The organism is Herminiimonas sp. GW821-FHT09C12, from assembly GCF_059416385.1.
In genome coordinates, this window is sequence record NZ_JBWKPC010000002.1 from 441420 (window position 1) to 461435 (window position 20016).

21 protein-coding genes are annotated in these 20016 nt (G+C 50.6%); 18 read left to right on the forward strand and 3 right to left on the reverse strand.

Translation table 11 applies throughout. The features are described from left to right. Positions 1-18 precede the first annotated feature (18 nt). Positions 19-522: a 6,7-dimethyl-8-ribityllumazine synthase gene (locus AC07N2_RS11960; RefSeq protein WP_076591706.1), complete on the forward strand. Its 504-nt coding sequence runs from the start codon at positions 19-21 to the stop codon at positions 520-522. Positions 523-659: 137 nt separating this feature from the next. Here the strand turns inward: AC07N2_RS11960 and AC07N2_RS11965 are convergent, their stop codons facing one another. After that, entirely contained in the window at positions 660-3554 is a 2895-nt protein-coding gene (locus AC07N2_RS11965) for an Rne/Rng family ribonuclease (protein ID WP_494778468.1), read from the reverse strand. A 703-nt stretch (positions 3555-4257) separates the two neighbouring features. Between AC07N2_RS11965 and AC07N2_RS11970 the strand changes: the two genes are divergently transcribed. From AC07N2_RS11970 to AC07N2_RS11985, 4 genes are all read left to right on the forward strand, one after another. Then, positions 4258-5277, forward strand: a complete 1020-nt coding sequence (locus AC07N2_RS11970; protein WP_076591704.1) for an RluA family pseudouridine synthase — start codon at positions 4258-4260, stop codon at positions 5275-5277. A gap of 83 nt (positions 5278-5360) precedes the next feature. Next, positions 5361-6020, forward strand: coding sequence for an HAD-IIIA family hydrolase (locus AC07N2_RS11975; protein ID WP_076591703.1), 660 nt, complete (start codon positions 5361-5363; stop codon positions 6018-6020). Positions 6021-6025: 5 nt separating this feature from the next. Beyond that, the gene (locus AC07N2_RS11980) at positions 6026-6400 is read left to right on the forward strand and encodes a Rieske (2Fe-2S) protein (RefSeq protein WP_076591702.1); all 375 of its coding nucleotides are present in this window, start codon (positions 6026-6028) and stop codon (positions 6398-6400) included. A 27-nt stretch (positions 6401-6427) separates the two neighbouring features. Next, a complete protein-coding gene (locus AC07N2_RS11985) occupies positions 6428-7432 on the forward strand; it encodes a S49 family peptidase (protein WP_494778469.1) in 1005 nt (334 codons plus the stop codon). 269 nt (positions 7433-7701) lie between these two features. Here the strand turns inward: AC07N2_RS11985 and AC07N2_RS11990 are convergent, their stop codons facing one another. Together AC07N2_RS11990 and AC07N2_RS11995 are read right to left on the reverse strand one after the other, a co-directional pair. Continuing rightward, positions 7702-8457 (reverse strand): SAM-dependent methyltransferase, encoded by a 756-nt coding sequence (locus tag AC07N2_RS11990; protein ID WP_494778470.1) that lies wholly within the window; start codon positions 8455-8457, stop codon positions 7702-7704. A gap of 64 nt (positions 8458-8521) precedes the next feature. Next, positions 8522-9136, reverse strand: a complete 615-nt coding sequence (locus tag AC07N2_RS11995) for a Maf-like protein (protein WP_494778471.1) — start codon at positions 9134-9136, stop codon at positions 8522-8524. A 106-nt stretch (positions 9137-9242) separates the two neighbouring features. On the opposite strand from AC07N2_RS11995, the gene AC07N2_RS12000 reads away from it, so the two are divergent. The 13 genes from AC07N2_RS12000 (at position 9243) to AC07N2_RS12060 (ending at position 20010) form a co-directional block, all read left to right on the forward strand. Then, positions 9243-9740 (forward strand): YceD family protein, encoded by a 498-nt coding sequence (locus AC07N2_RS12000; protein ID WP_494778472.1) that lies wholly within the window; start codon positions 9243-9245, stop codon positions 9738-9740. A 124-nt stretch (positions 9741-9864) separates the two neighbouring features. Next, positions 9865-10047, forward strand: a complete 183-nt coding sequence (rpmF, locus tag AC07N2_RS12005) for a 50S ribosomal protein L32 (protein WP_011871497.1) — start codon at positions 9865-9867, stop codon at positions 10045-10047. Positions 10048-10194: 147 nt separating this feature from the next. After that, positions 10195-11271 carry a phosphate acyltransferase PlsX gene (gene plsX, locus AC07N2_RS12010; RefSeq protein ID WP_494778473.1) on the forward strand — a complete coding sequence of 359 codons (1077 nt, stop codon included), beginning with the start codon at positions 10195-10197 and terminating at the stop codon, positions 11269-11271. Positions 11272-11284: 13 nt separating this feature from the next. Next, a complete protein-coding gene (locus tag AC07N2_RS12015) occupies positions 11285-12271 on the forward strand; it encodes a beta-ketoacyl-ACP synthase III (RefSeq protein WP_076591696.1) in 987 nt (328 codons plus the stop codon). A 51-nt stretch (positions 12272-12322) separates the two neighbouring features. Continuing rightward, entirely contained in the window at positions 12323-13255 is a 933-nt protein-coding gene (gene fabD / locus AC07N2_RS12020; protein WP_494778474.1) for an ACP S-malonyltransferase, read from the forward strand. Further along, positions 13255-13998 carry a 3-oxoacyl-ACP reductase FabG gene (fabG, locus tag AC07N2_RS12025; protein WP_494778475.1) on the forward strand — a complete coding sequence of 248 codons (744 nt, stop codon included), beginning with the start codon at positions 13255-13257 and terminating at the stop codon, positions 13996-13998. The genes fabD and fabG overlap by 1 nt, the downstream gene beginning before the upstream one ends. A 126-nt stretch (positions 13999-14124) precedes the next feature. Then, entirely contained in the window at positions 14125-14367 is a 243-nt protein-coding gene (gene acpP, locus AC07N2_RS12030; protein ID WP_011871492.1) for an acyl carrier protein, read from the forward strand. 29 nt (positions 14368-14396) lie between these two features. After that, the gene (gene fabF / locus AC07N2_RS12035; protein ID WP_076591693.1) at positions 14397-15638 is read left to right on the forward strand and encodes a beta-ketoacyl-ACP synthase II; all 1242 of its coding nucleotides are present in this window, start codon (positions 14397-14399) and stop codon (positions 15636-15638) included. A gap of 53 nt (positions 15639-15691) precedes the next feature. Continuing rightward, complete coding sequence (locus AC07N2_RS12040; RefSeq protein ID WP_494778476.1) at positions 15692-16186, forward strand: protein YgfX; 495 nt, start codon at positions 15692-15694, stop codon at positions 16184-16186. Positions 16187-16269: 83 nt separating this feature from the next. Beyond that, positions 16270-16872, forward strand: a complete 603-nt coding sequence (gene rpoE / locus AC07N2_RS12045) for an RNA polymerase sigma factor RpoE (protein ID WP_076591691.1) — start codon at positions 16270-16272, stop codon at positions 16870-16872. Between the two features lie 66 nt (positions 16873-16938). Then, positions 16939-17481: a sigma-E factor negative regulatory protein gene (locus AC07N2_RS12050; RefSeq protein WP_494778477.1), complete on the forward strand. Its 543-nt coding sequence runs from the start codon at positions 16939-16941 to the stop codon at positions 17479-17481. A 5-nt stretch (positions 17482-17486) separates the two neighbouring features. Continuing rightward, positions 17487-18497, forward strand: a complete 1011-nt coding sequence (locus tag AC07N2_RS12055) for a MucB/RseB C-terminal domain-containing protein (RefSeq protein ID WP_494778478.1) — start codon at positions 17487-17489, stop codon at positions 18495-18497. Positions 18498-18522: 25 nt separating this feature from the next. After that, the gene (locus AC07N2_RS12060; RefSeq protein WP_494779247.1) at positions 18523-20010 is read left to right on the forward strand and encodes a DegQ family serine endoprotease; all 1488 of its coding nucleotides are present in this window, start codon (positions 18523-18525) and stop codon (positions 20008-20010) included. The last annotated feature ends 6 nt before the right edge of the window (positions 20011-20016 follow it).

A 20016-nucleotide genomic window follows, 5' to 3' on the forward strand; every position in this document is an offset into this window, starting at 1 on the left:
TGCAAACAGGAGCTTCACATGCAACATCCGATTGATATCAAAACAAAATCAGCAGTACGTCGTATCGCCTTTATCCAGGCTAGCTGGCACAAGGAAATCGTTGATCAATGCCGCATTGCATTCATCGCAGAAATGGCCGAGCGTGGCTATTCCGAAGATGTGATCGATTTCTTTGAAGTAGCTGGTGCATTCGAAATCCCACTGCATGCCAAATTACTGGCCAAGAGCGGTCGTTATGCAGCTGTAGTTGGTACTGGCTTGGTAGTTGATGGTGGTGTCTACCGTCATGAGTTCGTGTCGCAGGCGGTCATCAGCGGCTTGATGCAAGTACAACTGGAAACAGAAGTGCCGGTGATTTCTGCCGTGCTGACGCCGCATCATTTTCATTCGCACGATGAGCATCAAAACTTCTTTTATCAGCACTTCCTGGTCAAGGGTAAGGAAGCGGCACATGCTTGCGCCGATACGATCGCTCGCTTGCAAAAAATTGAAGCACTGACGCAGGAACGTATTGCTGCATAAATCGTTGCATCTCTGCGGTGCACATTTGCCGATCTAGTAACGGCATTGTGCGCAGCACGGAAAGAAAAAAGGGAGCCTAGGCTCCCTTTTTTAACGACTGTACATCCTGATTTTTCAATGCAGGATGTGCTTGCGTCTTACCGTTTTGTTTCCATTTGCACCAATGGCTCCGTCGATTGCGGTGGCAGTGGTTTGCGTTCACGCGGTACACGCGCTGGCGCTACAAACTTGGCAGCTTCTTCCTGTGCGGCACGCAGTTTTTCTGGATTGGTGGAAGCCAATACCAAACCGGCAGCTTGCAGCACTTCGTTCAAATCCTTGCTAGCAACTGGCGCTGCTGCAGGAGCAACGACTGGCGCTACGACGACAGGAACGACGACAACAGGAGCTTGCTGTGCAACAGGTTCCGGTGTGGCTACTACCACTGGCGCAGTTTCTTGAATCGACGGTGCCGCTTCAATGACTGCTGCTGGTGCAGCTTCCACAGGTGTTGCAACTGGTTCCGGTGCAACAACAGCAACCGGTGCTGGAGTAGCAACTACAGGCTCAGGCTGGCGACTAACTTCTTGTGGCACGGATGGTGCAGCGATTGCTGCAGTCAATGCGCTCACAGATGCTTCAAATGCAGTTGGCGCTTCGTTCACTTGTGCAACAACTGGTGCTGGTGCGTTGTGAACAACGGTTGATGCCACTTCAATTGCGCTGACATGCGGAGTATTTGAAGTTTGATCTGCTTCATCTTGCAGAGATTGTTCCTGCGAGGCGTCTACACCATCTTCATTGCCTTCGTTTTCAGTACCGGTTTCGGTATTGTCACGATCACGACGATTACGGTTGCGACCACCACGACGACGACGACGACGAGGTTGTTCTTCGCCTTCTACAGCTGGAACTGGAATGCCGTTTGCGTCCAATACCACAACCGCTTCGCCTGCTTCGCTAGCTGGAGCCGCATTACGGGTTGGAGCGACGCTGGCAGCGATTGCTGCGCCTTGCAACAAGACTGGATCTTCTGCAACGACTTCCTTACGCTCTTCGCGTGGAGCACGTGGTTGACGTTCACGACGGGCTTCATTGCCTTCACGTGGTTCACGCGGCTCGCGTGGTTCACGAGGTGGGCGAGGAGGACGTGCTGTTTGTTGTGCTTCAGCTGCCGGTGCTTGCGCTGGCTTGGCTGTTTCGTCGCGTTCTTCACGATCACGACCGCGACCACCGCGGCTGCGGTTGCGTTGGTTACGACCGCCAGAATTGCGTTCCCCGCGTTCGCGGTTACGTTGTTGCTTCTCTTCTGCTGTAGGTTGTGCAGCAACTTTTGGCTGTTCAGGCGTACCGCTCAGGAAGGCAAACAGTTTTTGGAAGAAGCCTTTTGCTTCAGCTGGAGCCGCTTTTGCTGCTTCAACCGGTTTGCGTTCCACGATAGGCGCTGGTTGATCTGGCGTAATGCCTTTGACCATAGCTTCCTGACGTGGCTTGCTTTCTTCTTTTTGACGCTTGCCGTAGCTGATGTCGGTATCTGCTTCTTCCGTCATTGCGTAGCTGGCTTGTGTTTCTTCCAAACGTGGATCGTCGTGCTTGATACGTTCCAGTTTGTAATGTGGTGTTTCCAGATGCTTGTTCGGGATCAGGATGACGGAAACGCGGTGACGCGTTTCGATCTTCAGGATTTCGCCGCGTTTTTCGTTCAGCAGGAAAGCTGCAACGTCGACTGGCGCTTGAACGTGGATAGAAGCTGAGTTTTCCTTCATTGCTTCTTCCTGGATGATGCGCAGGACTTGCAATGCGGAGGATTCGGTATCGCGGATGTGGCCAGTGCCGTTGCAACGTGGGCAGGTTACATGGCTGCCTTCGGACAAGGATGGACGCAGGCGCTGACGCGACAATTCCATCAGGCCAAAGCGTGAAATCTTGCCCATTTGTACGCGAGCGCGGTCAAAGTGCAACGCGTCTTTCAGACGGGTTTCAACTTCGCGCTGGTTCTTCGCATTTTCCATATCGATGAAATCGATGACGATCAGACCGCCCAAATCGCGCAAGCGCAATTGGCGAGCAACTTCTTCAGCGGCTTCACAGTTGGTATGGAATGCGGTTGTTTCGATATCGCTGCCGCGGGTAGCGCGTGCCGAGTTGACGTCGACGGAAACCAATGCTTCGGTGTGATCGATAACGATAGCGCCGCCGGATGGCAACGGTACGGTACGTGAGTACGCGGTTTCGATCTGATGTTCGATCTGGAAGCGCGAGAACAGCGGTACGTCGTCGTTATAACGTTTGACGCGATGGACCATGTCCGGCATTACGTGGCTCATGAATTGCTGAGCTTGTTCGTAGATGTCGTCGGTGTCGATCAGGATCTCGCCGATATCCGGTTGGAAGTAATCACGGATCGCGCGGATGACGAGTGAGGATTCTTGATAAATCAGGAATGCGCCGCCGCCGGATTGACCAGCGCCTTCGATCGCACGCCACAATTGCATCAGGTAATTCAAATCCCATTGCAGTTCGTCAACGTTGCGGCCGATACCAGCGGTACGGGCGATAACTGACATGCCTTGTGGCAAGTCCAGTTTGTCCATGGTTTCGCGCAGTTCTTGACGATCTTCACCTTCGACGCGACGTGAGACACCGCCGCCGCGTGGATTGTTAGGCATCAAGACCAGATAGCGACCGGCCAGCGAAATGAAGGAGGTCAGCGCAGCACCTTTATTGCCGCGTTCTTCCTTTTCGACCTGGACCATGATTTCCTGGCCTTCGCGCAACGCATCTTTAATGGAAGCGTTACGGACATCGACGCCTTCCTTGAAGTAGGTGCGGGCGACTTCCTTGAATGGCAGGAAACCGTGACGATCTTCACCGTAGCTGACAAAGCAAGCTTCGAGAGAAGGCTCGATACGGGTGATGACGCCTTTATATATGTTGGACTTGCGTTGTTCGCGTCCGGTTGTTTCGATATCGATGTCAATGAGTTTTTGCCCATTAACAATGGCAACACGCAATTCTTCTTGCTGTGTTGCGTTAAATAACATGCGTTTCATGTAAGTGCTCCGTGGCTCTAGGGCCGTTTTTTTAATGCAGTAGCGCTACATATCAACATTGATGCACAAGCGAATCGGCCGGTTGACCTGCGTGAAGCGAATAGCGGCGATAGCGTGGCTACCGGGGAAATTCGCAGCAATCTGTGGTCAACAGCGTGTTTCTATGTGACATCAATGGCGACATGCGCCATCTACAGCAACAGTACAGGGATGTACGCGGGGCAGGAACGTTTGGGGAGGGAATTGCCTTGGTGTGTGGTACTTAGCGCAAACGCGCTGTAGTCACAACGGGGCGCGGATAAAGTGATGCGGTTGCCGAATGCGCACTTGATCCGCATCGTGCGCATCGAATAGATCGAGCGCAACGAACATCGCGAGTGGTGAGCAAATTGGTTGAGCCATACAAAGCATGGGCAAAATCGGCAAACAGTTTCAACTTTATCAACCAGCAAGCTTGCTATTAAATATAGTGAGCTTGCCGGACTTATCCTAACAATCCAAACATTCTTGACCAACACCCTTGCGCGTTATCCGATTACAACAACGGTGCAACCTTGACTCGCACAGGGGCGGTGCATACACATCTTTTCCATCGAATTTGCAAATTGGCGAGGCCGATGGAGACGCCCCTGTGTAGAATGTGTTTTTTATTCTTACACCAGCAATGGTTTGGTAACCATTGCGAATTGATTATATATTCAAAATGAAGGACTTAGCGATATTTTCTGGGAAAGAGGCTCAAACCCTATCACCCTCCCGATCGTCACAGGTCTCTTCTCAAGTTCCGGCACAAGTGCAGCTTGTCACGATTACTGATGAGGAAGCCGGGCAGCGGATTGATAATTTTTTGATACGTATTTGTAAAGGCGTACCGAAAAGCCATATCTACCGTGTGCTGCGCTCCGGAGAGGTGCGCGTTAATAAAGGGCGGATTGATCAAACCTATCGTTTAGTCGAAGGCGATATCGTCCGTATTCCACCCATACGCATAGCGGAAAAAGCCCCATCGACGGCACCCGGTGCCGAATTCAAAATATTGCTTGAAGATAATCACTTGCTTGTCATCGACAAGCCGGCTGGCGTCGCTGTGCATGGTGGCTCTGGCGTCAGTTATGGCGTGATCGAACAATTGCGCGCGGCCAGACCAGATGCAAAGTTTCTGGAATTGGTGCACAGGCTGGATCGTGATACCTCCGGTGTCCTGGTTTTGGCCAAGAAGCGTTCGGCATTGACAAATTTGCATGAACAAATCCGTGGCGGTGAGCCGGACAAACGTTACCTAGTATTGGTGCATGGCGATTGGAAGAATGCGCGCCAGCATATTAGATTGCCATTGCACAAATATTCAACACCGGAAGGTGAGCGACGTGTACGCGTGCAGGCGGACGGCATGGAGTCGCATACGATTTTCAACTTGATCCAGCGTTACGGCCCGTTCGCCTTGTTGGAAGCGGAACTAAAAACCGGGCGTACCCATCAGATACGCGTGCATCTGGCATCTAGCGGTTTTGCGATTGCAGGCGATGACAAGTATGGCGATTTCGCATTGAATCGTGATTTGCAGAAAGCAGATGGCGAGCGTGTCGCATTGAAACGCATGTTCCTGCATGCGCATCAAATTACATTTATCCATCCTGAGACTGGCAAGCCAGTGACATTGAATGCGCCGCTTCCGCCGGAATGCGAGCGCTTCCTCAAGAGTTTGAAAAAGACCCCTAATTAATTTATTGCTCATTGCCCCAAGTGGAATTTGAGCAATAACCTATTTATATAGTTAAAGGAGCTGGCAGCGCGCTGTCAGGTTACATGGCAAGAAAGCAATTTGATCTCATCGTTTTCGATTGGGATGGCACTTTGATGGATAGCACTGCAGTCATCGTCAACTGTATACAAGCAGCAGCCAAAGACCTCGGCTTACCGATACCGGACGAAAAAGCCGCTTCGTATGTCATTGGCCTTAGTTTGCAAAAGGCAATGGAAGCGGCGTTGCCCGGCGTTGATCCTAAATACTATCCGCGTATGGTGGAGCGTTATCGCTACCATTATTTGAATCAGGATGGCGGTTTGACGCTGTTCAAGGGCGTGCGCGAGATGTTGGAAGATTTGTCGCAGCAAGGCTACTTCCTCGCGGTTGCTACTGGTAAAAGTCGCGTCGGCTTGAATCGCGCACTGGATGTTTCCAAGCTGCTGTCATTATTCGATGCGACGCGTTGCGCCGATGAAACCTTCTCCAAACCGCATCCGGCGATGTTGCAGGAGCTGACGCGCGAATTGGGACAGGACATGAAGCGTACTGTGATGGTGGGTGACACTACGCACGATTTGTTGCTGGCGCAGAACGCAGGTGCGGCTGGTGTCGCCGTACATTATGGCGCGCATACGCCTGCTGAATTGCAGGCTCTCAATCCTCTGTACGCAGCAACTTCTGTAGCTGAGTTGCATACCTGGTTGAATGAAAACGGATAAACACGTTGACTGATGCCATTCTGATTCCTGTCTGTGATTCTGCCGCTCTTGAAGAGAGCGGCAAGGGGATACGTTTTCCTCTGACAGCAGGCGGTGAGGATGCAAACGGTTTTGTGATTCGTTACAACGGTGTTGCTTACGGTTACCTGAATCGTTGCGCGCATATTCCGATGGAACTGGATTGGAATGAAGGCGAGTTTTTCGAGTCTGATGGACGGTATTTGATCTGTGCCACACATGGCGCGATTTATGCTCCGGAAACAGGTCGTTGCGAGGGCGGTCCATGCCGTGGTCGCCGCTTGCGTACAATTGTCATCATCGAAAAAGATAATCAGGTATTCTGGCAGGCAGATGAATACGTAAGACCCGCGCGGGCATAAGCAACGCGGAACAAAACACACGACAACATGAGCAACGACAACGACGAACTGAATCAGCCACAATCATGGCAAGCATCGGCAGCACCTGCGCCTAAAAAAGACGGCTGGGAGCGAGAAGTGCTGGAAAAACTCGCGTTTGCAACGCTCAAGGAACAACGCGCGCGTCGACGTTGGGGTATTTTCTTCAAATTCGTCACAGTGGCCTTGGTTGGATTTGCCTTGTGGATGAGTTTTGGTCCTGCCGTTGGCGACATGGAAAATGTCGGACCACATACTGCTTTGATTAAGATAGACGGCACGATCGAAGCGAAAGGTGCGGGCGATGCCGACACGGTTATTTCTGCACTGACTAAAGCGTATGCAGATCCCGGTTCAGTTGGCCTGATTTTGCAAATCAACAGCCCAGGTGGTAGCCCAGTACAAGCAGGCATGATCAACGATGAGATCACGCGTTTGCGCAAGAAGTACCCGCAAAAACCTTTGTACGTCGTGGTGACTGAAATTTGCGCGTCGGGTGGCTATTACATTGCCGCTGCTGCTGATCGCATTTATGTGAACAAGGCGAGTATCGTTGGCTCGATCGGTGTGTTGATGGATGGTTTCGGCTTTACTGGCACGATGGAAAAGTTAGGCGTTGAGCGACGCTTGTTGACTGCCGGTGTGAACAAAGGATTCATGGATCCATTCAGTCCACAAACTGAAACGCAAAAACACTACGCGCAAGACATGCTTAATGAAATTCATCAGCAATTCATCGACGTGGTACGTAAAGGCCGTGGCAAGCGCTTGAAAGAAACACCGGACACTTTCTCTGGTCTGGTTTGGACTGGCGAGAAGTCAGTGGAACTTGGCTTGGCAGATGGCATCGGTACTGTCGAGAGCGTAGCGCGTGAAGAGTTCAAGTCCACCAACATCGTTGATTACACGCAACGCGAAGGTTTGTCGGATCGTGTGTTGCGGAAATTTGGTGCGGCGGCAGGGGCTTCTGCAATCAAAGCGATGACGGAACAGCTTGCTCCAAATCTGAAATAATTTTTTTCATCTGCATCGTCAGCGATGTGAAAAAAATTCCGGAACAAGAATGTAACCGAGCTTGTAATCCCTTTGTGCTTGGCTATAGTGGTAGTGCGTTATCGGCATCTGAAGATGTGAATGCAACAACGTCTGCAACTGCTAAGGAGCATCCGCTCGCATTTTGGTGACGCGTCTACGATGGAAAACTGAAGGTCTCCGACCTCTCCAAATGCCTCGTTATGAGGCAGGCAAAACGGCGATGAAACATCGCCGTTTTGCGTTTACATTCAGCCGTCAGCCAATAGTAAAAATACAGTCGGCTTCTTGTGGAAGTCTGGCGTTTTCCCGGATGCAATATCCGCTTTCCATCTTGTGGCTGTCTGTGTTTTGATCGCTTCGGACGGCAGTGTGAGATCGGTCGCGATGCAAATAAGTGTGTTGGGATTGCAGGTCGTTGCTAATGTTTCCAGCAGTCCGGCATTGCGATAAGGCGTCTCAATAAAAAACTGCGTTTGTTTTTCCGCGCGTGAGCGGTCTTCCAATTGCTTGATACGTTTCGTGCGTGCAGCGGCATCAATAGGCAAATAACCATTGAAGGCGAAATTTTGCCCACTCAAACCACTGGCCATAACAGCGAGCAATAGTGACGACGGGCCGACCAAAGGTTTGACCTGAATGCCGTGCGCATGTGCCAGTCGCACCAGATTTGCTCCGGGATCGGCTACAGCCGGCACGCCTGCTTCTGAAATCAAGCCTGCATCTTGCCCGGACAGTAGCGGCTCCAATAATGCAGGTAATGCTTTGGCGTCGGTGTTGACGTTGAGCTCGGCGATGCGTATTTCCTGTATCGGCTTTGCCAGTGTGTTGTGTGTACCTATTAGCTTTAAAAAAGCGCGCGTCGTTTTGGCATTTTCCGCAATGAAGTAATCCAGCTTGGCGGTTGTCGTTTGTACTTCCAGCGGGATGATGTGTGCAAGCGGATCGGTGGTGCTAACTTCTGCCTGACCTAGTGTATTGGGGATGAGATAGAGAATGCCGGGCATGTTGGAGTATTGAGTAGGGTATGTGTTGCGCGCCATTAATCAAGCACGCGCTTATTTTAATTGTCTAGTTACCGAAAAAGCCGATATTGGCACGACGCAGCATGGTCGTGAGGGCGATGAGCGGTAAGCCAGTGAGCGCAGTAGGATCGTTACTTTCTATTTTTTCGATAATGGCGATGCCCAAGCCTTCATTCTTTGCACTGCCTGCGCAATCGTATGGTTGCTCTATGCGTAAGTAAGCATCGAGTTCAGCATCTGGCAAATCACGGAAGGTGACGAAGGTTTGGATATTTTCCAGCTGTATCTGTGGTGATGAAATACCGGCGCGGCCATCGAACAGGCAGAGCGCTGTATGAAACACTACTTTGCGGCCGCGCATTTTTTGCAGTTGTTTCAGTGCATTTTCATGTGTGCCCGGCTTGCCTATCTGTTCGCCGTCCAGCGTGGCGACTTGATCTGACCCGATAATCAAAGAATTCGGTGCTTGGGCGGCAATGGCAACTGTTTTTTGCTGTGCCAGCCGTAATGCGGTTGTGTCGGGTGATTCGTGAGGATGAGCAGTTTCATCAATATTCGGCACCATGACTTCGAAGGGCAGGTGTAGTCGAGATAGCAATTCTTTGCGGTAAACCGAGCTTGAGCCCAGTATTAATCGCGCTTGGATGGATGGAGAAGGCATTATTTGATGTTTATTTGAATGACCGCTCAATAAAAGTGCGCTAACACTTTGACGAATAAAGGAAAAGCCTGTTATTATCGCAGGTTTTCCGGGTTCGGCTTAGCCTATGAATGCTTTTGTAATTGATGCCTTCGAGTTCAGTCGGCTTAGAGAGCAGCGTGAAGGCGACGTTGCTATCGCTGATTTGCCGCGGCTTGCTGCAGAATCCGTAAATATGCCTGCATCGCTGCATTGGTCTTTGCAAGGTGGCTTAGATGGAATTGGTCACCCGCAATTGATTATGTCGGTATCCGGCTCAATTCATTTAATGTGCCAGCGTTGCATGACGCCACTGAAACTCGATATTGCATCGGAATCAGTGCTGATTCTTGCAAAAAATGATGAGCACGCTGATGAAATTGACGCGTTGCTGGCAGACGACACCATAGACGTGATTGTCGGATCGAAGACATTGAATGTCACCGATCTGATTGAGGATGAGGCTTTGTTGGCGATTCCTCTGGCGCCTAAGCACGATGTGTGTCCCGACAATGCAGCAGTTGAAAGTGCGATGAGTGCAAGAAAACCATCACCCTTCGACGTGCTCAAAGGTATGAAACAATAGATTCGCTGCAGCTGTGAGGCCTTAAGCGGGCATATTGAGATTTTGTAGTAAGGATTATCGGTTTTGCCGTGAGTTTGCAAAACGGATGTGTTAGAATTTTAGAACTTAAGGTTTAGGAGTTATCATGGCTGTTCAACAAAACAAAAAGACACCGTCGAAACGCGGTATGCACCGTTCGCACGACTTCCTGGTTGCTCCGCAACTGAGCGTTGAGCAAACCACCGGTGAAACACACATGCGTCACCATATCAGCCCTAACGGCTTTTATCGTGGTCGTAAAGTCCTGAAAACCAAAAACGACGAATAATCATTCGTCTTTCAGGCACAGAAAGCGGCGCGGTAAGTTCATGACTTTGCGCCGTTTTTTAATATGCTAATCCAGCACATTCCGTCATTTTGAATCAAGCTGAATCTGGCCCATAATGCGGTTAGAGTGAGGCCCTGAGTCAATCCAATGACAATTAAAATATCTATCGACTGTATGGGTGGCGATCACGGCCCCTCAGTCACCATTCCTGCTGCTATTTCGTTTGTCGAAAGCGAGCCAGATGCCGAGCTGATTTTAGTCGGGCTGGAAGATCAGCTTTTGGCCGAACTGAAAAAACACAAGGCAAGCGGTCATCCACGTCTATCGATCGTGAACGCGACCGAAGTCGTGACCATGGACGATCCCCTGGAAGTTGCATTGCGCCGCAAGAAGGATTCTTCTATGCGCGTCGCCATCAATCTGGTCAAGCAAGGACAGGCGGACGCATGCGTCTCTGCCGGTAATACGGGCGCCTTGATGGCGATCTCGCGTTACGTGCTCAAGACGATCCCAGGTGTTAATCGTCCTGCCATTTGCAGCATACTCCCCAATCAAAAAGACGGTCCTACCTATATGCTCGATCTCGGCGCCAACGTCGATTGCGAGCCGCAGCATTTGCATCAATTTGCATTGATGGGTTCTGCGCTGGTATCGGCGATGGAAGGCAAGCCAAGACCAACAGTCGGTTTGCTCAATGTCGGCGAAGAAGATATCAAGGGTAATGATGTCGTCAAGCAGACGGCTGTCTTGCTGCGTGCGGATCATGAAAAAGGGACGTTGAATTTCTACGGCAATGTCGAAGGCAACGATATCTTTAAAGGTACGACAGATATCGTCGTGTGCGACGGTTTTGTCGGTAATGTCACCTTGAAGGCATCGGAAGGCTTGGGCCGCTTTGTCAAAAGCGTGCTGACCACCGAATTCAAACGTACGCCTTTGACCATGTTGGGTGCTTTGATTGCGCGTGGTGCATTGAAAGCAATTTCACAACGAATGAATCCTTCTCGCTACAATGGCGGCAGTTTGCTGGGTCTGCGCGGCTTGGTATTCAAAAGCCATGGCGGTGCTGATGCCTACGGTTATCAGTGGGCCATCAAACGCGCATTCGATGCGGCCAAATATGATGTGCTGACGCGTATTTCGACAAAAATTGCCGATCTCATGCCGCAATCAACTTTGGCTTCGTCTTCTGAAGACTCGGTTAGTGCCACAACAGAACAATAGAATAGAAAATCGCATGACTCTCTATAGCAAAATTATCGGTACCGGCAGTTATCTGCCGCCACAACGTGTCACCAATCAGGATTTAATAGAGCGTCTTGCTCGTGATGGCATAGAAACATCCGATGAATGGATCGTTTCTCGCAGCGGGATTGCTGCACGTCATTACGCTGATGCGGATATGCAGTCGAGTGATCTGGCGGTTGAGGCGGCAAAACGTGCTCTGGATATGGCGCAATTGGCACCGAACGATATCGACCTGATTATTTTGGCGACCTCGACACCTGATTTTTTTGGCGGTTTCCCGAGTACTGCATGCGTGGTGCAACGCAAGTTGGGTATCACGAATGAATGTGCTGCTGTCGATGTGCAGGCTGTGTGCAGTGGTTTTGTCTATGCGCTGTCGACGGCTGACAAGTTCATCAAATCCGGTTCGCATAAAAAAGTACTGGTGATCGGTGCCGAGGTGTTTTCGCGCATCATCGATTTCAAAGATAGAACGACCTGCGTATTGTTCGGTGACGGTTCCGGTGCGGTTGTCTTGAGTGCATCCGAGGAGCCGGGCGTGCTGGCGACCAGTTTGCATGCAAACGGCAGCTATGGCGATATTCTCTGCGGACCTGGAAGAATCAGTAATGGCGTACTGGAAGGTAGTGCCTTCATGTATATGGATGGTCAGGCGGTATTCAAGCTGGCGATCGGATTGCTGGACAGGGTTGCCAACGAAGCCTTGCAACTGGCAAAAATGGATGCGTCCGAAGTGGACTGGATCGTGCCACACCAAGCCAATATTCGCATCATGCAGGGGACAGCTAAAAAACTCGGCCTCAGCATGGATAAGATGATCGTAACGGTTGATCAGCATGGCAATACATCTGCTGCATCGATTCCATTGGCGCTGGACGTCGGTGTCCGCGATGGTCGCATCAAGCCGGGTCAGAATGTCATGATGGAAGGTGTGGGCGGCGGCTTCACCTGGGGTGCTGTGCTGGCACGGATGTGATTCCCGAGACAGGGACGCAAATCATTTTTTAATTAAAACTAGAAAACAAGCATGAGCAAATTCGCATTCGTTTTTCCAGGGCAAGGATCGCAAGCGATCGGCATGCTCAACGGTTTTGCTGACAACGCAGTTGTGCAGCAAACGTTGGCTGAAGCATCGGACGCATTGCAGTTCGACCTCGCCAAATTGATTTTTGAAGGTCCGAAGGAAGAGCTGGACCTGACTACCAATACTCAACCTGTCATGCTGACTGCCGCTGTCGCGATGTATCGCGCATGGATAGCTGCAGGCGGCAAGATTCCTGCACTCGTTGCTGGTCATAGCCTGGGTGAATATTCGGCACTGGTTGCCGCAGGCGTGATTCCATTCAAGGATGCTGTGCCGCTGGTGCGTTTCCGCGCAAAAGCAATGCAGGAAGCAGTTCCTGTTGGTCAGGGTGGTATGGCGGCGATTCTGGGCTTGTCTGATGCAGACGTGCTCGCAGTATGCGTAGAAGCGGCACAAGGCGATATCGTCGAAGCAGTCAACTTCAATGCGCCAGCACAAGTCGTGATTGCAGGCAATAAGGCTGCGATTGAACGTGCTTGCGAAATAGCAAAAGCCAAAGGTGCCAAACGTGCCTTGATCTTGCCTGTTTCTGCGCCGTTCCATTCTTCATTGCTGAAGCCTGCATCGGATCGTTTGCGTGAGTACATGGCAACACTTGCTTTCAATGCGCCACAGATTCCATTGATCAATAACGTCGACGTCGCGATTGTCAGCGATGTGGATGGCATCAAGGATGCGCTGGTACGTCAAGCAGCTAATCCGGTGCGTTGGGTTGAGTCTGTCCAAAAAATGGCAGCAGAAGGCGTCACGGATGTCGTGGAATGTGGCCCTGGTAAAGTGCTGGCAGGTTTGACCAAGCGTATTAATGGTGAATTGACCGGTCACGCGATTGTTGATCAAGCGTCGTTGGACGCTGTTTTGGAGCTTTTGAAATAATGACTACAGTTGATTTGACAGGCCAAGTAGCTCTGGTAACCGGCGCCTCGCGCGGTATCGGTCGTGCAATTGCACAAGAACTGGCAAAGGTGGGTGCCAAGGTCATCGGCACTGCGACGTCGGAATCTGGCGCTAGCGCGATTTCCGACTATTTGGGTAGTGGCGGCAAAGGCGTGGTGCTGGACGTCAATGACGCAGCACGCTCGGTTGCGCTGATTGATGAAATCCAGAAGGAGTTTGGCGCAGTCAGCATTCTCGTCAATAATGCCGGTATCACCCAGGATCAACTGGCGATGCGCATGAAGGACGAAGAGTGGGATAGCGTCATTGCGACCAATCTGACGTCGGTTGCGCGCTTGTCCCGTGCGGTATTGCGCGGCATGATGAAGGCTAAAACCGGCCGTATTATCAACATTACATCGGTTGTCGGTTCGTCCGGCAATGCGGGTCAAATGAATTATGCTGCAGCAAAAGCTGGCGTCGCTGGCATGAGTCGTGCTCTTGCTCGTGAGATCGGTAGCCGCAACATTACTGTTAATTGTGTGGCTCCTGGTTTTATTGATACAGATATGACCAAAACCTTGAGCGAGCAGCAAATTGCTGCCTTGCTGCAACAAGTTCCGTTAGGACGTTTGGGCTTGCCGGAAGACATCGCTTCGGCGGTTAGCTTCCTTGCTTCGCCTCAAGCGAGTTACATTACTGGTACCACGTTGCATGTCAACGGCGGTATGTACATGAACTAAGTTTGTAATTAGTCACTTTTAGCCGAAGTTTCAGCTTTCTTGATGACAAAAGCTAAAAATGAATTTTCAGTGCGCAAACCTGCTAAAATGCGCGCACTTTCTGTAACCACCCATTGGAGTTAAAACATGTCGGATATCGAACAACGCGTTAAGAAAATCGTCGCTGAACAATTGGGCGTCGCCGAAGCAGACATCAAAATCGAATCGTCGTTCGTTGACGATCTGGGTGCTGATTCCCTCGACACAGTCGAATTGGTGATGGCACTCGAAGACGAATTCGAAATGGAAATCCCTGACGAACAAGCAGAAAAAATCACAACAGTGCAGCAGGCGATTGACTACGCCAAGGCACACGTAAAAGCAGCGTAAGTTGTTTTGAACGACTCTAGGAGAATTGCTTGAGCCGCTCGAGTAAACGTCGTGTCGTCGTCACTGGTCTTGGTTGTATTTCCCCCGTTGGCAACTCGGTTGCAGACGCATGGAGTGCCGTGCTTGCAGGGCAGTCCGGAATTGCGACCATCACTAAGTTTGATGCGACGCCCTTCAGCACGCATTTTGCTGGAGAAGTAAAAAACTTCAATATCGAGGATTACATTCCCGGTAAAGAAGCCCGTCACATGGATACCTTTATCCATTACGGCGTGGCAGCTGGCATGCAGGCAATGCGCGACAGTGGTTTGGTGGTGACCGAAGAAAATGCCGAGCGTATCGGTGTGATCGTCGGTTCGGGTATCGGTGGCTTGCCGCTGATCGAAGATACACACGCCGAACTGGTTAACCGCGGCCCGCGTCGTATCAGCCCATTCTTTGTACCTGCGTCGATTATCAACATGATTTCCGGCCATCTTTCGATCATTTATGGTCTGAAGGGGCCGAACCTGGCGATCGTAACGGCATGTACCACTGGTTTGCATTCGATCGGCGCTGCCGGTCGCATGATCGAATACGGTGATGCAGACGTCATGATTGCTGGTGGTGCAGAGTCGACGATTTCGCCATTGGGCTTGGGCGGTTTCGCCTCGGCACGCGCGCTGTCTTCCCGTAACGATGATCCGGCAACGGCTTCACGTCCTTGGGATAAAGACCGTGATGGCTTTGTCTTGGGTGAAGGCGCTGGCGTGATGGTGCTGGAAGAGTACGAGCATGCGAAAGCACGCGGTGCGAAAATCTATGCTGAGTTGGTCGGTTTTGGTATGAGTGGCGATGCCTACCATATCACTGCTCCAAACATGGACGGCCCACGTCGCAGTATGGCTAACGCATTGAAGAGCGCGGAAATCGCTCCTGATCAAGTGCAATATCTGAATGCACACGGCACATCGACGCCATTAGGCGATAAAAACGAAACAGAGGCAGTGAAAGCTGCATTTGGTGCGCATGCGAAGAAATTGACTGTCAACTCGACCAAATCGATGACAGGGCATTTGCTTGGAGGTGCTGGTGGACTTGAGTCGGTATTTACCGTTCTCGCCATCCATCATCAGATTTCACCGCCGACGATTAACATCATCAATCAGGATCCGGAATGCGATCTCGATTACTGTGCCAATACGGCGCGCGAGATTCCGATTCAGTACGCCATGAAAAATAACTTCGGTTTTGGCGGTACAAACGGTACCTTGATTTTTGCTAAAGTCTGATCAAAATCCGATTATTCCGTAAGGGTAATCGGATTTTTTACTTATCCCCCCAGATGTCTATTGCGGTTTCTACCGTTATCAATCAGTCCAGATTATTATCTTGGCTGATAGGTGGCATGTGTGTCGGCTTATTCTTTATTGCAGGTATTGTGCTTTTTGGTGGCGTTGGGGATATCTCTAGCGTAGCAAGAGCTATTGTCGCCTCTGTATGTGTTGTGGTTGGGGCTTATGTCTTCTTACGCACTTTGAAGAGCAGAGGCGCACATGAGATACACATATCCGGCACTGGGCAGATTAGGCTTGCTGTTTTGCAGAAGAATAATCCGGTTGGGATGGAGCAGGGCGAGTTAGTGTATTTGTTGGCAGACTCCACATTGTGGTCAAGTTTGTTACTCTTACGTCTACAAAACGAAAAGCAGCAAATTCACTCCGTGGTGATTTTGCCGGACTCAGTATCAAAAGAAAGTTTCAGAGCATTATTGGTAGCGTGTCGCTGGATAGTCATGCGTCATGCAGATGTCGATAATCGGTATATCGACGAGAATTAATTTTGAAAATTTTGAACCAAACCAAGTTTCGCTTAGTCAATAATGCGAACCGCGTGCGTGTTGCAAAATAACAAGGGAATGGATTGACGACAGAACGCGATATTGATCAGCTACTTGTCGAGCGTGTACAACGCGGTGACAAAAAAGCTTTCGAGCTGCTAGTGATCAAGTACCAACGGAAACTGATGCGACTGGTCTCGCGGCTTGTCCGCGACCAGGCTGAGGCTGAAGATGTTGTACAGGAAGCATTTATCAAAGCGTATCGTGCCTTGCCGCAGTTCCGCGGCGATTCTGCGTTTTATACCTGGCTATATCGCATCGGTATCAACACCGCAAAAAATTATTTGGTCACCCAAGGCCGTCGTGCGCCGACATCAACTGAAGCAGATGTCGAAGAAGCAGAAACTTTTGACGACGGAGACCACCTAAGAGATATCAACACACCGGAATCGTTGTTGGCAACAAAGCAAATCGCGCAGACTTTGAATGTTGCGATGGAAGAGTTGCCTGAAGAGTTACGTATGGCGATTACGTTGCGAGAGATCGAAGGATTGAGTTACGACGAGATAGCTGAGTCGATGGGTTGTCCTATCGGCACGGTGCGCAGCCGGATATTCCGGGCGCGCGAAGCCATCTCTGAAAAATTAAGGCCGTTGCTGGATACGGCACTCGATAAACGTTGGTGAAAAATAAATAAAGAAGCGCTTTTTGCTGCAAGTTATAGGGGTAGCCTTAATTTTTTCGAGGTAGTGATGAATACGACGAATATGACGCGAGAACAAATATCTGCTTTTGCCGATAACGAATTGTCTGATGGACATGCAGATATCGCTTTGGCTGCGCTGCGTCAGCAAGATGGGCGTGATACGTGGAATCTGTATCATCAAATCGGCGACGCTTTGCGTTCAGACGATTTGAATACGCAACTCAGTGCTGATTTTACTGCGCGGATGTTTGCCCGTTTGGATGCGGAAGCGACCATTATGGTGCCAGCAGACAAGCGCGTGAGTGTGGCAAAGGAAGTGTCGATTAGACGCTTCGCGATGCCCGGCATGGCGGCTGCAGTCGCAGTTGCTGCATTCCTGACCGTGCCGCAGATGATGACGCCGAATGCTCCGGCTGTCACAGCAGCGGTTGCGCCAGAAACAATTATGGTTGCAAGCAAGGATGGCGATGTATTGCGCGATCCTCGCATTGACGACTATTTGCTGGCACATCAACGTTTTTCACCTTCTGTGTACAGCAGCGCACAATATGCGCGCGCAGCTACGTTTGCTGTTGATTCGGACAAATAACTGATATGCGGCAAACATTAGGATTTCTCAGATTTGTTGTTCTTTTTTCTAGCGTCATTGCGTTTACAGCTCAGGCAGAAAACGTTGGCACAAATAGTGGACAGCACGATACGCAAGTCTGGCTGAAGAAGATTCAGTCATCTGCTCAAAAGCTGAATTACTCAGGTACCTTTGTTTATCAGCAAGGCAGCCAGGTGCGTACTTCTCGTATCACGCATATTTTCAATGGCAAAAACGAGCTGGAAAAACTTGAAATCCTCGACGGTAAACCGCGGGAATACATACGCAACAATGAAGAGATTGCTTGCTATGTGCCGGAAAACAAATCGATACGCGTAGAAAAACGCATCACCAAGGATGTGTTCCCAGCCATACTGGGCGCGAATCCGACTGACTTGGCTGAGCATTACAACCTGAAAAAAGGTGAAACAGGTCGTGTCGCTGGTTTCGACTGTCAGGCAATTATCCTGGAACCTAAAGACAATCTGCGTTACGGCTACAAGCTGTGGGCGGAGAAGTCGACCGGGCTGTTGCTGAAAGCACAAACGCTGAACGAAAAAAATGAAGTGGTTGAACAGATCGCTTTTACGCAACTGTCCATCGGTCATATCGACCCTAGTCGTGTGAAGCCTAGTTTTCCTAATACGCATGGTTGGCGTGTAGAAAATGCTGTGATGAGTGATGCAAATCTCTCCGGCTGGTCGGTTAAAGAGATACCGGCAGGCTTCAAAAAAATTCGTGAAATGAAGCGATTGATTACTGATACTGCGCCTGCTGCGGACAATGCAGCGCCAACGCAGCGTGAAGTGTCGCAAATTGTTTATTCTGATGGGCTGGCCGCGATCTCTGTATTTATTGAGTCAGGCTCGCAAAGTCGGACCGAAGGCTCGATGCAGCAAGGCGCGATGAATATCGTCGGCAAGCGTCAGGGCGATTACTGGCTGACAGTTGTTGGGGAAGTTCCTGCGACCGCGATCAAGCAAGTCTCGAATTCAATTGAGTTCAAATCTAAGTAATTAAAATATCGGTACGCTTATGAAAATGATCATGCCTGCTCAGAAAAAACTGTCGACTGTCTTGCTCTCCGTAGCGAGTGTATTTTTCATTCCGGTTGCAACAGGAATGGCACCAGCGGCGATGGCTGCGGCGACCGCCTCAGTTGCAGGCTTGCCGGATTTTGCCGACCTGGTTGAAAAAACCGGCCCGGCAGTCGTGAATATTCGTACGACCGAAAAAGCCAAAGTCAGTCAGCAAGGTAATGCTGCGACAGACGATGAAGAGATGCAGGAATTTTTCCGTCGTTTCTTCGGCGCGCCGGTTCCTCCGCGTCAGCAGCAACCAGCACCACGTGGACGCGGCAAGGCTGCTCCTGATGCCGAAGAAGAAGTGCCGCGTGGCGTTGGCTCAGGTTTCATTATTTCTCCTGACGGTTATGTGATGACGAATGCGCATGTGGTTGATGGCGCAGATGAGGTCTATGTCACCTTGACCGACAAGCGGGAATTCAAAGCGAAGATCATCGGCGCTGATAAACGTACTGATGTCGCTGTGGTCAAGATTGAAGGCAGCAATTTGCCGCGCCTGGCCATGGGTGATTCGAACAAGATACGCGTCGGTGAATGGGTGATTGCAATCGGATCGCCATTCGGACTGGAGAACTCGGTAACTGCCGGGATCGTTTCGGCCAAGGCGCGTGATACTGGCGATTACCTGCCATTGATTCAAACCGACGTTGCGGTTAATCCAGGCAATTCCGGCGGTCCACTGATCAATATGCGCGGTGAAGTTGTCGGTATCAACTCACAGATTTACAGCCGTTCCGGCGGTTACATGGGCATTTCATTTGCGGTGCCTATCGATGAAGCGATGCGTGTCTCTGACCAGTTGCGTGCGAGCGGTAAAGTAACGCGTGGTCGTATCGGTGTACAGATCGGTGAAGTCACAAAAGACGTTGCTGAATCCTTGGGTCTTGCGCGTGCACAAGGTGCATTGGTGCAACGAGTTGAGCAAGGCGGTCCTGCAGAAAAAGCCGGCGTGGAAGCAGGCGACGTGATCCTGAAGTTCAATGGAGTTGGCATTGAGCGCACCAGTGATTTGCCACGTTTGGTCGGTGGTACCAAGCCAGGTACACGTTCTACCGTGACGGTATGGCGCAAAGGCGCGATGCGTGATCTGAGCATGATGGTCACGGAGCTGGAGCCAGAGAAGGTCGTGAAAAAAGATGAGAAGAAACAAAAAGCTGAGCAAGCACCGAATGCACTAGGCTTGATTGTTAGTGATCTCACGCCAGCACAAGTCAAAGATTTAAAAATTGATGGCGGGATCTTGGTTGAATCAACAGACGGTGCGTCTGCGCGTGCTGGTTTGCGTGCCGGTGACATTATTTTGCGATTGAATAACACGGACATCAAAGATGCGCGTCAATTCAATGGCTTGGTTGCCAAGCTGGATACGAAGAAAATAGTATTGTTGTTGGTGCGACGCGGCGACTCCTCACAATTCGTGATAGTTAAACCACTGGCTCAATAAAGTCAC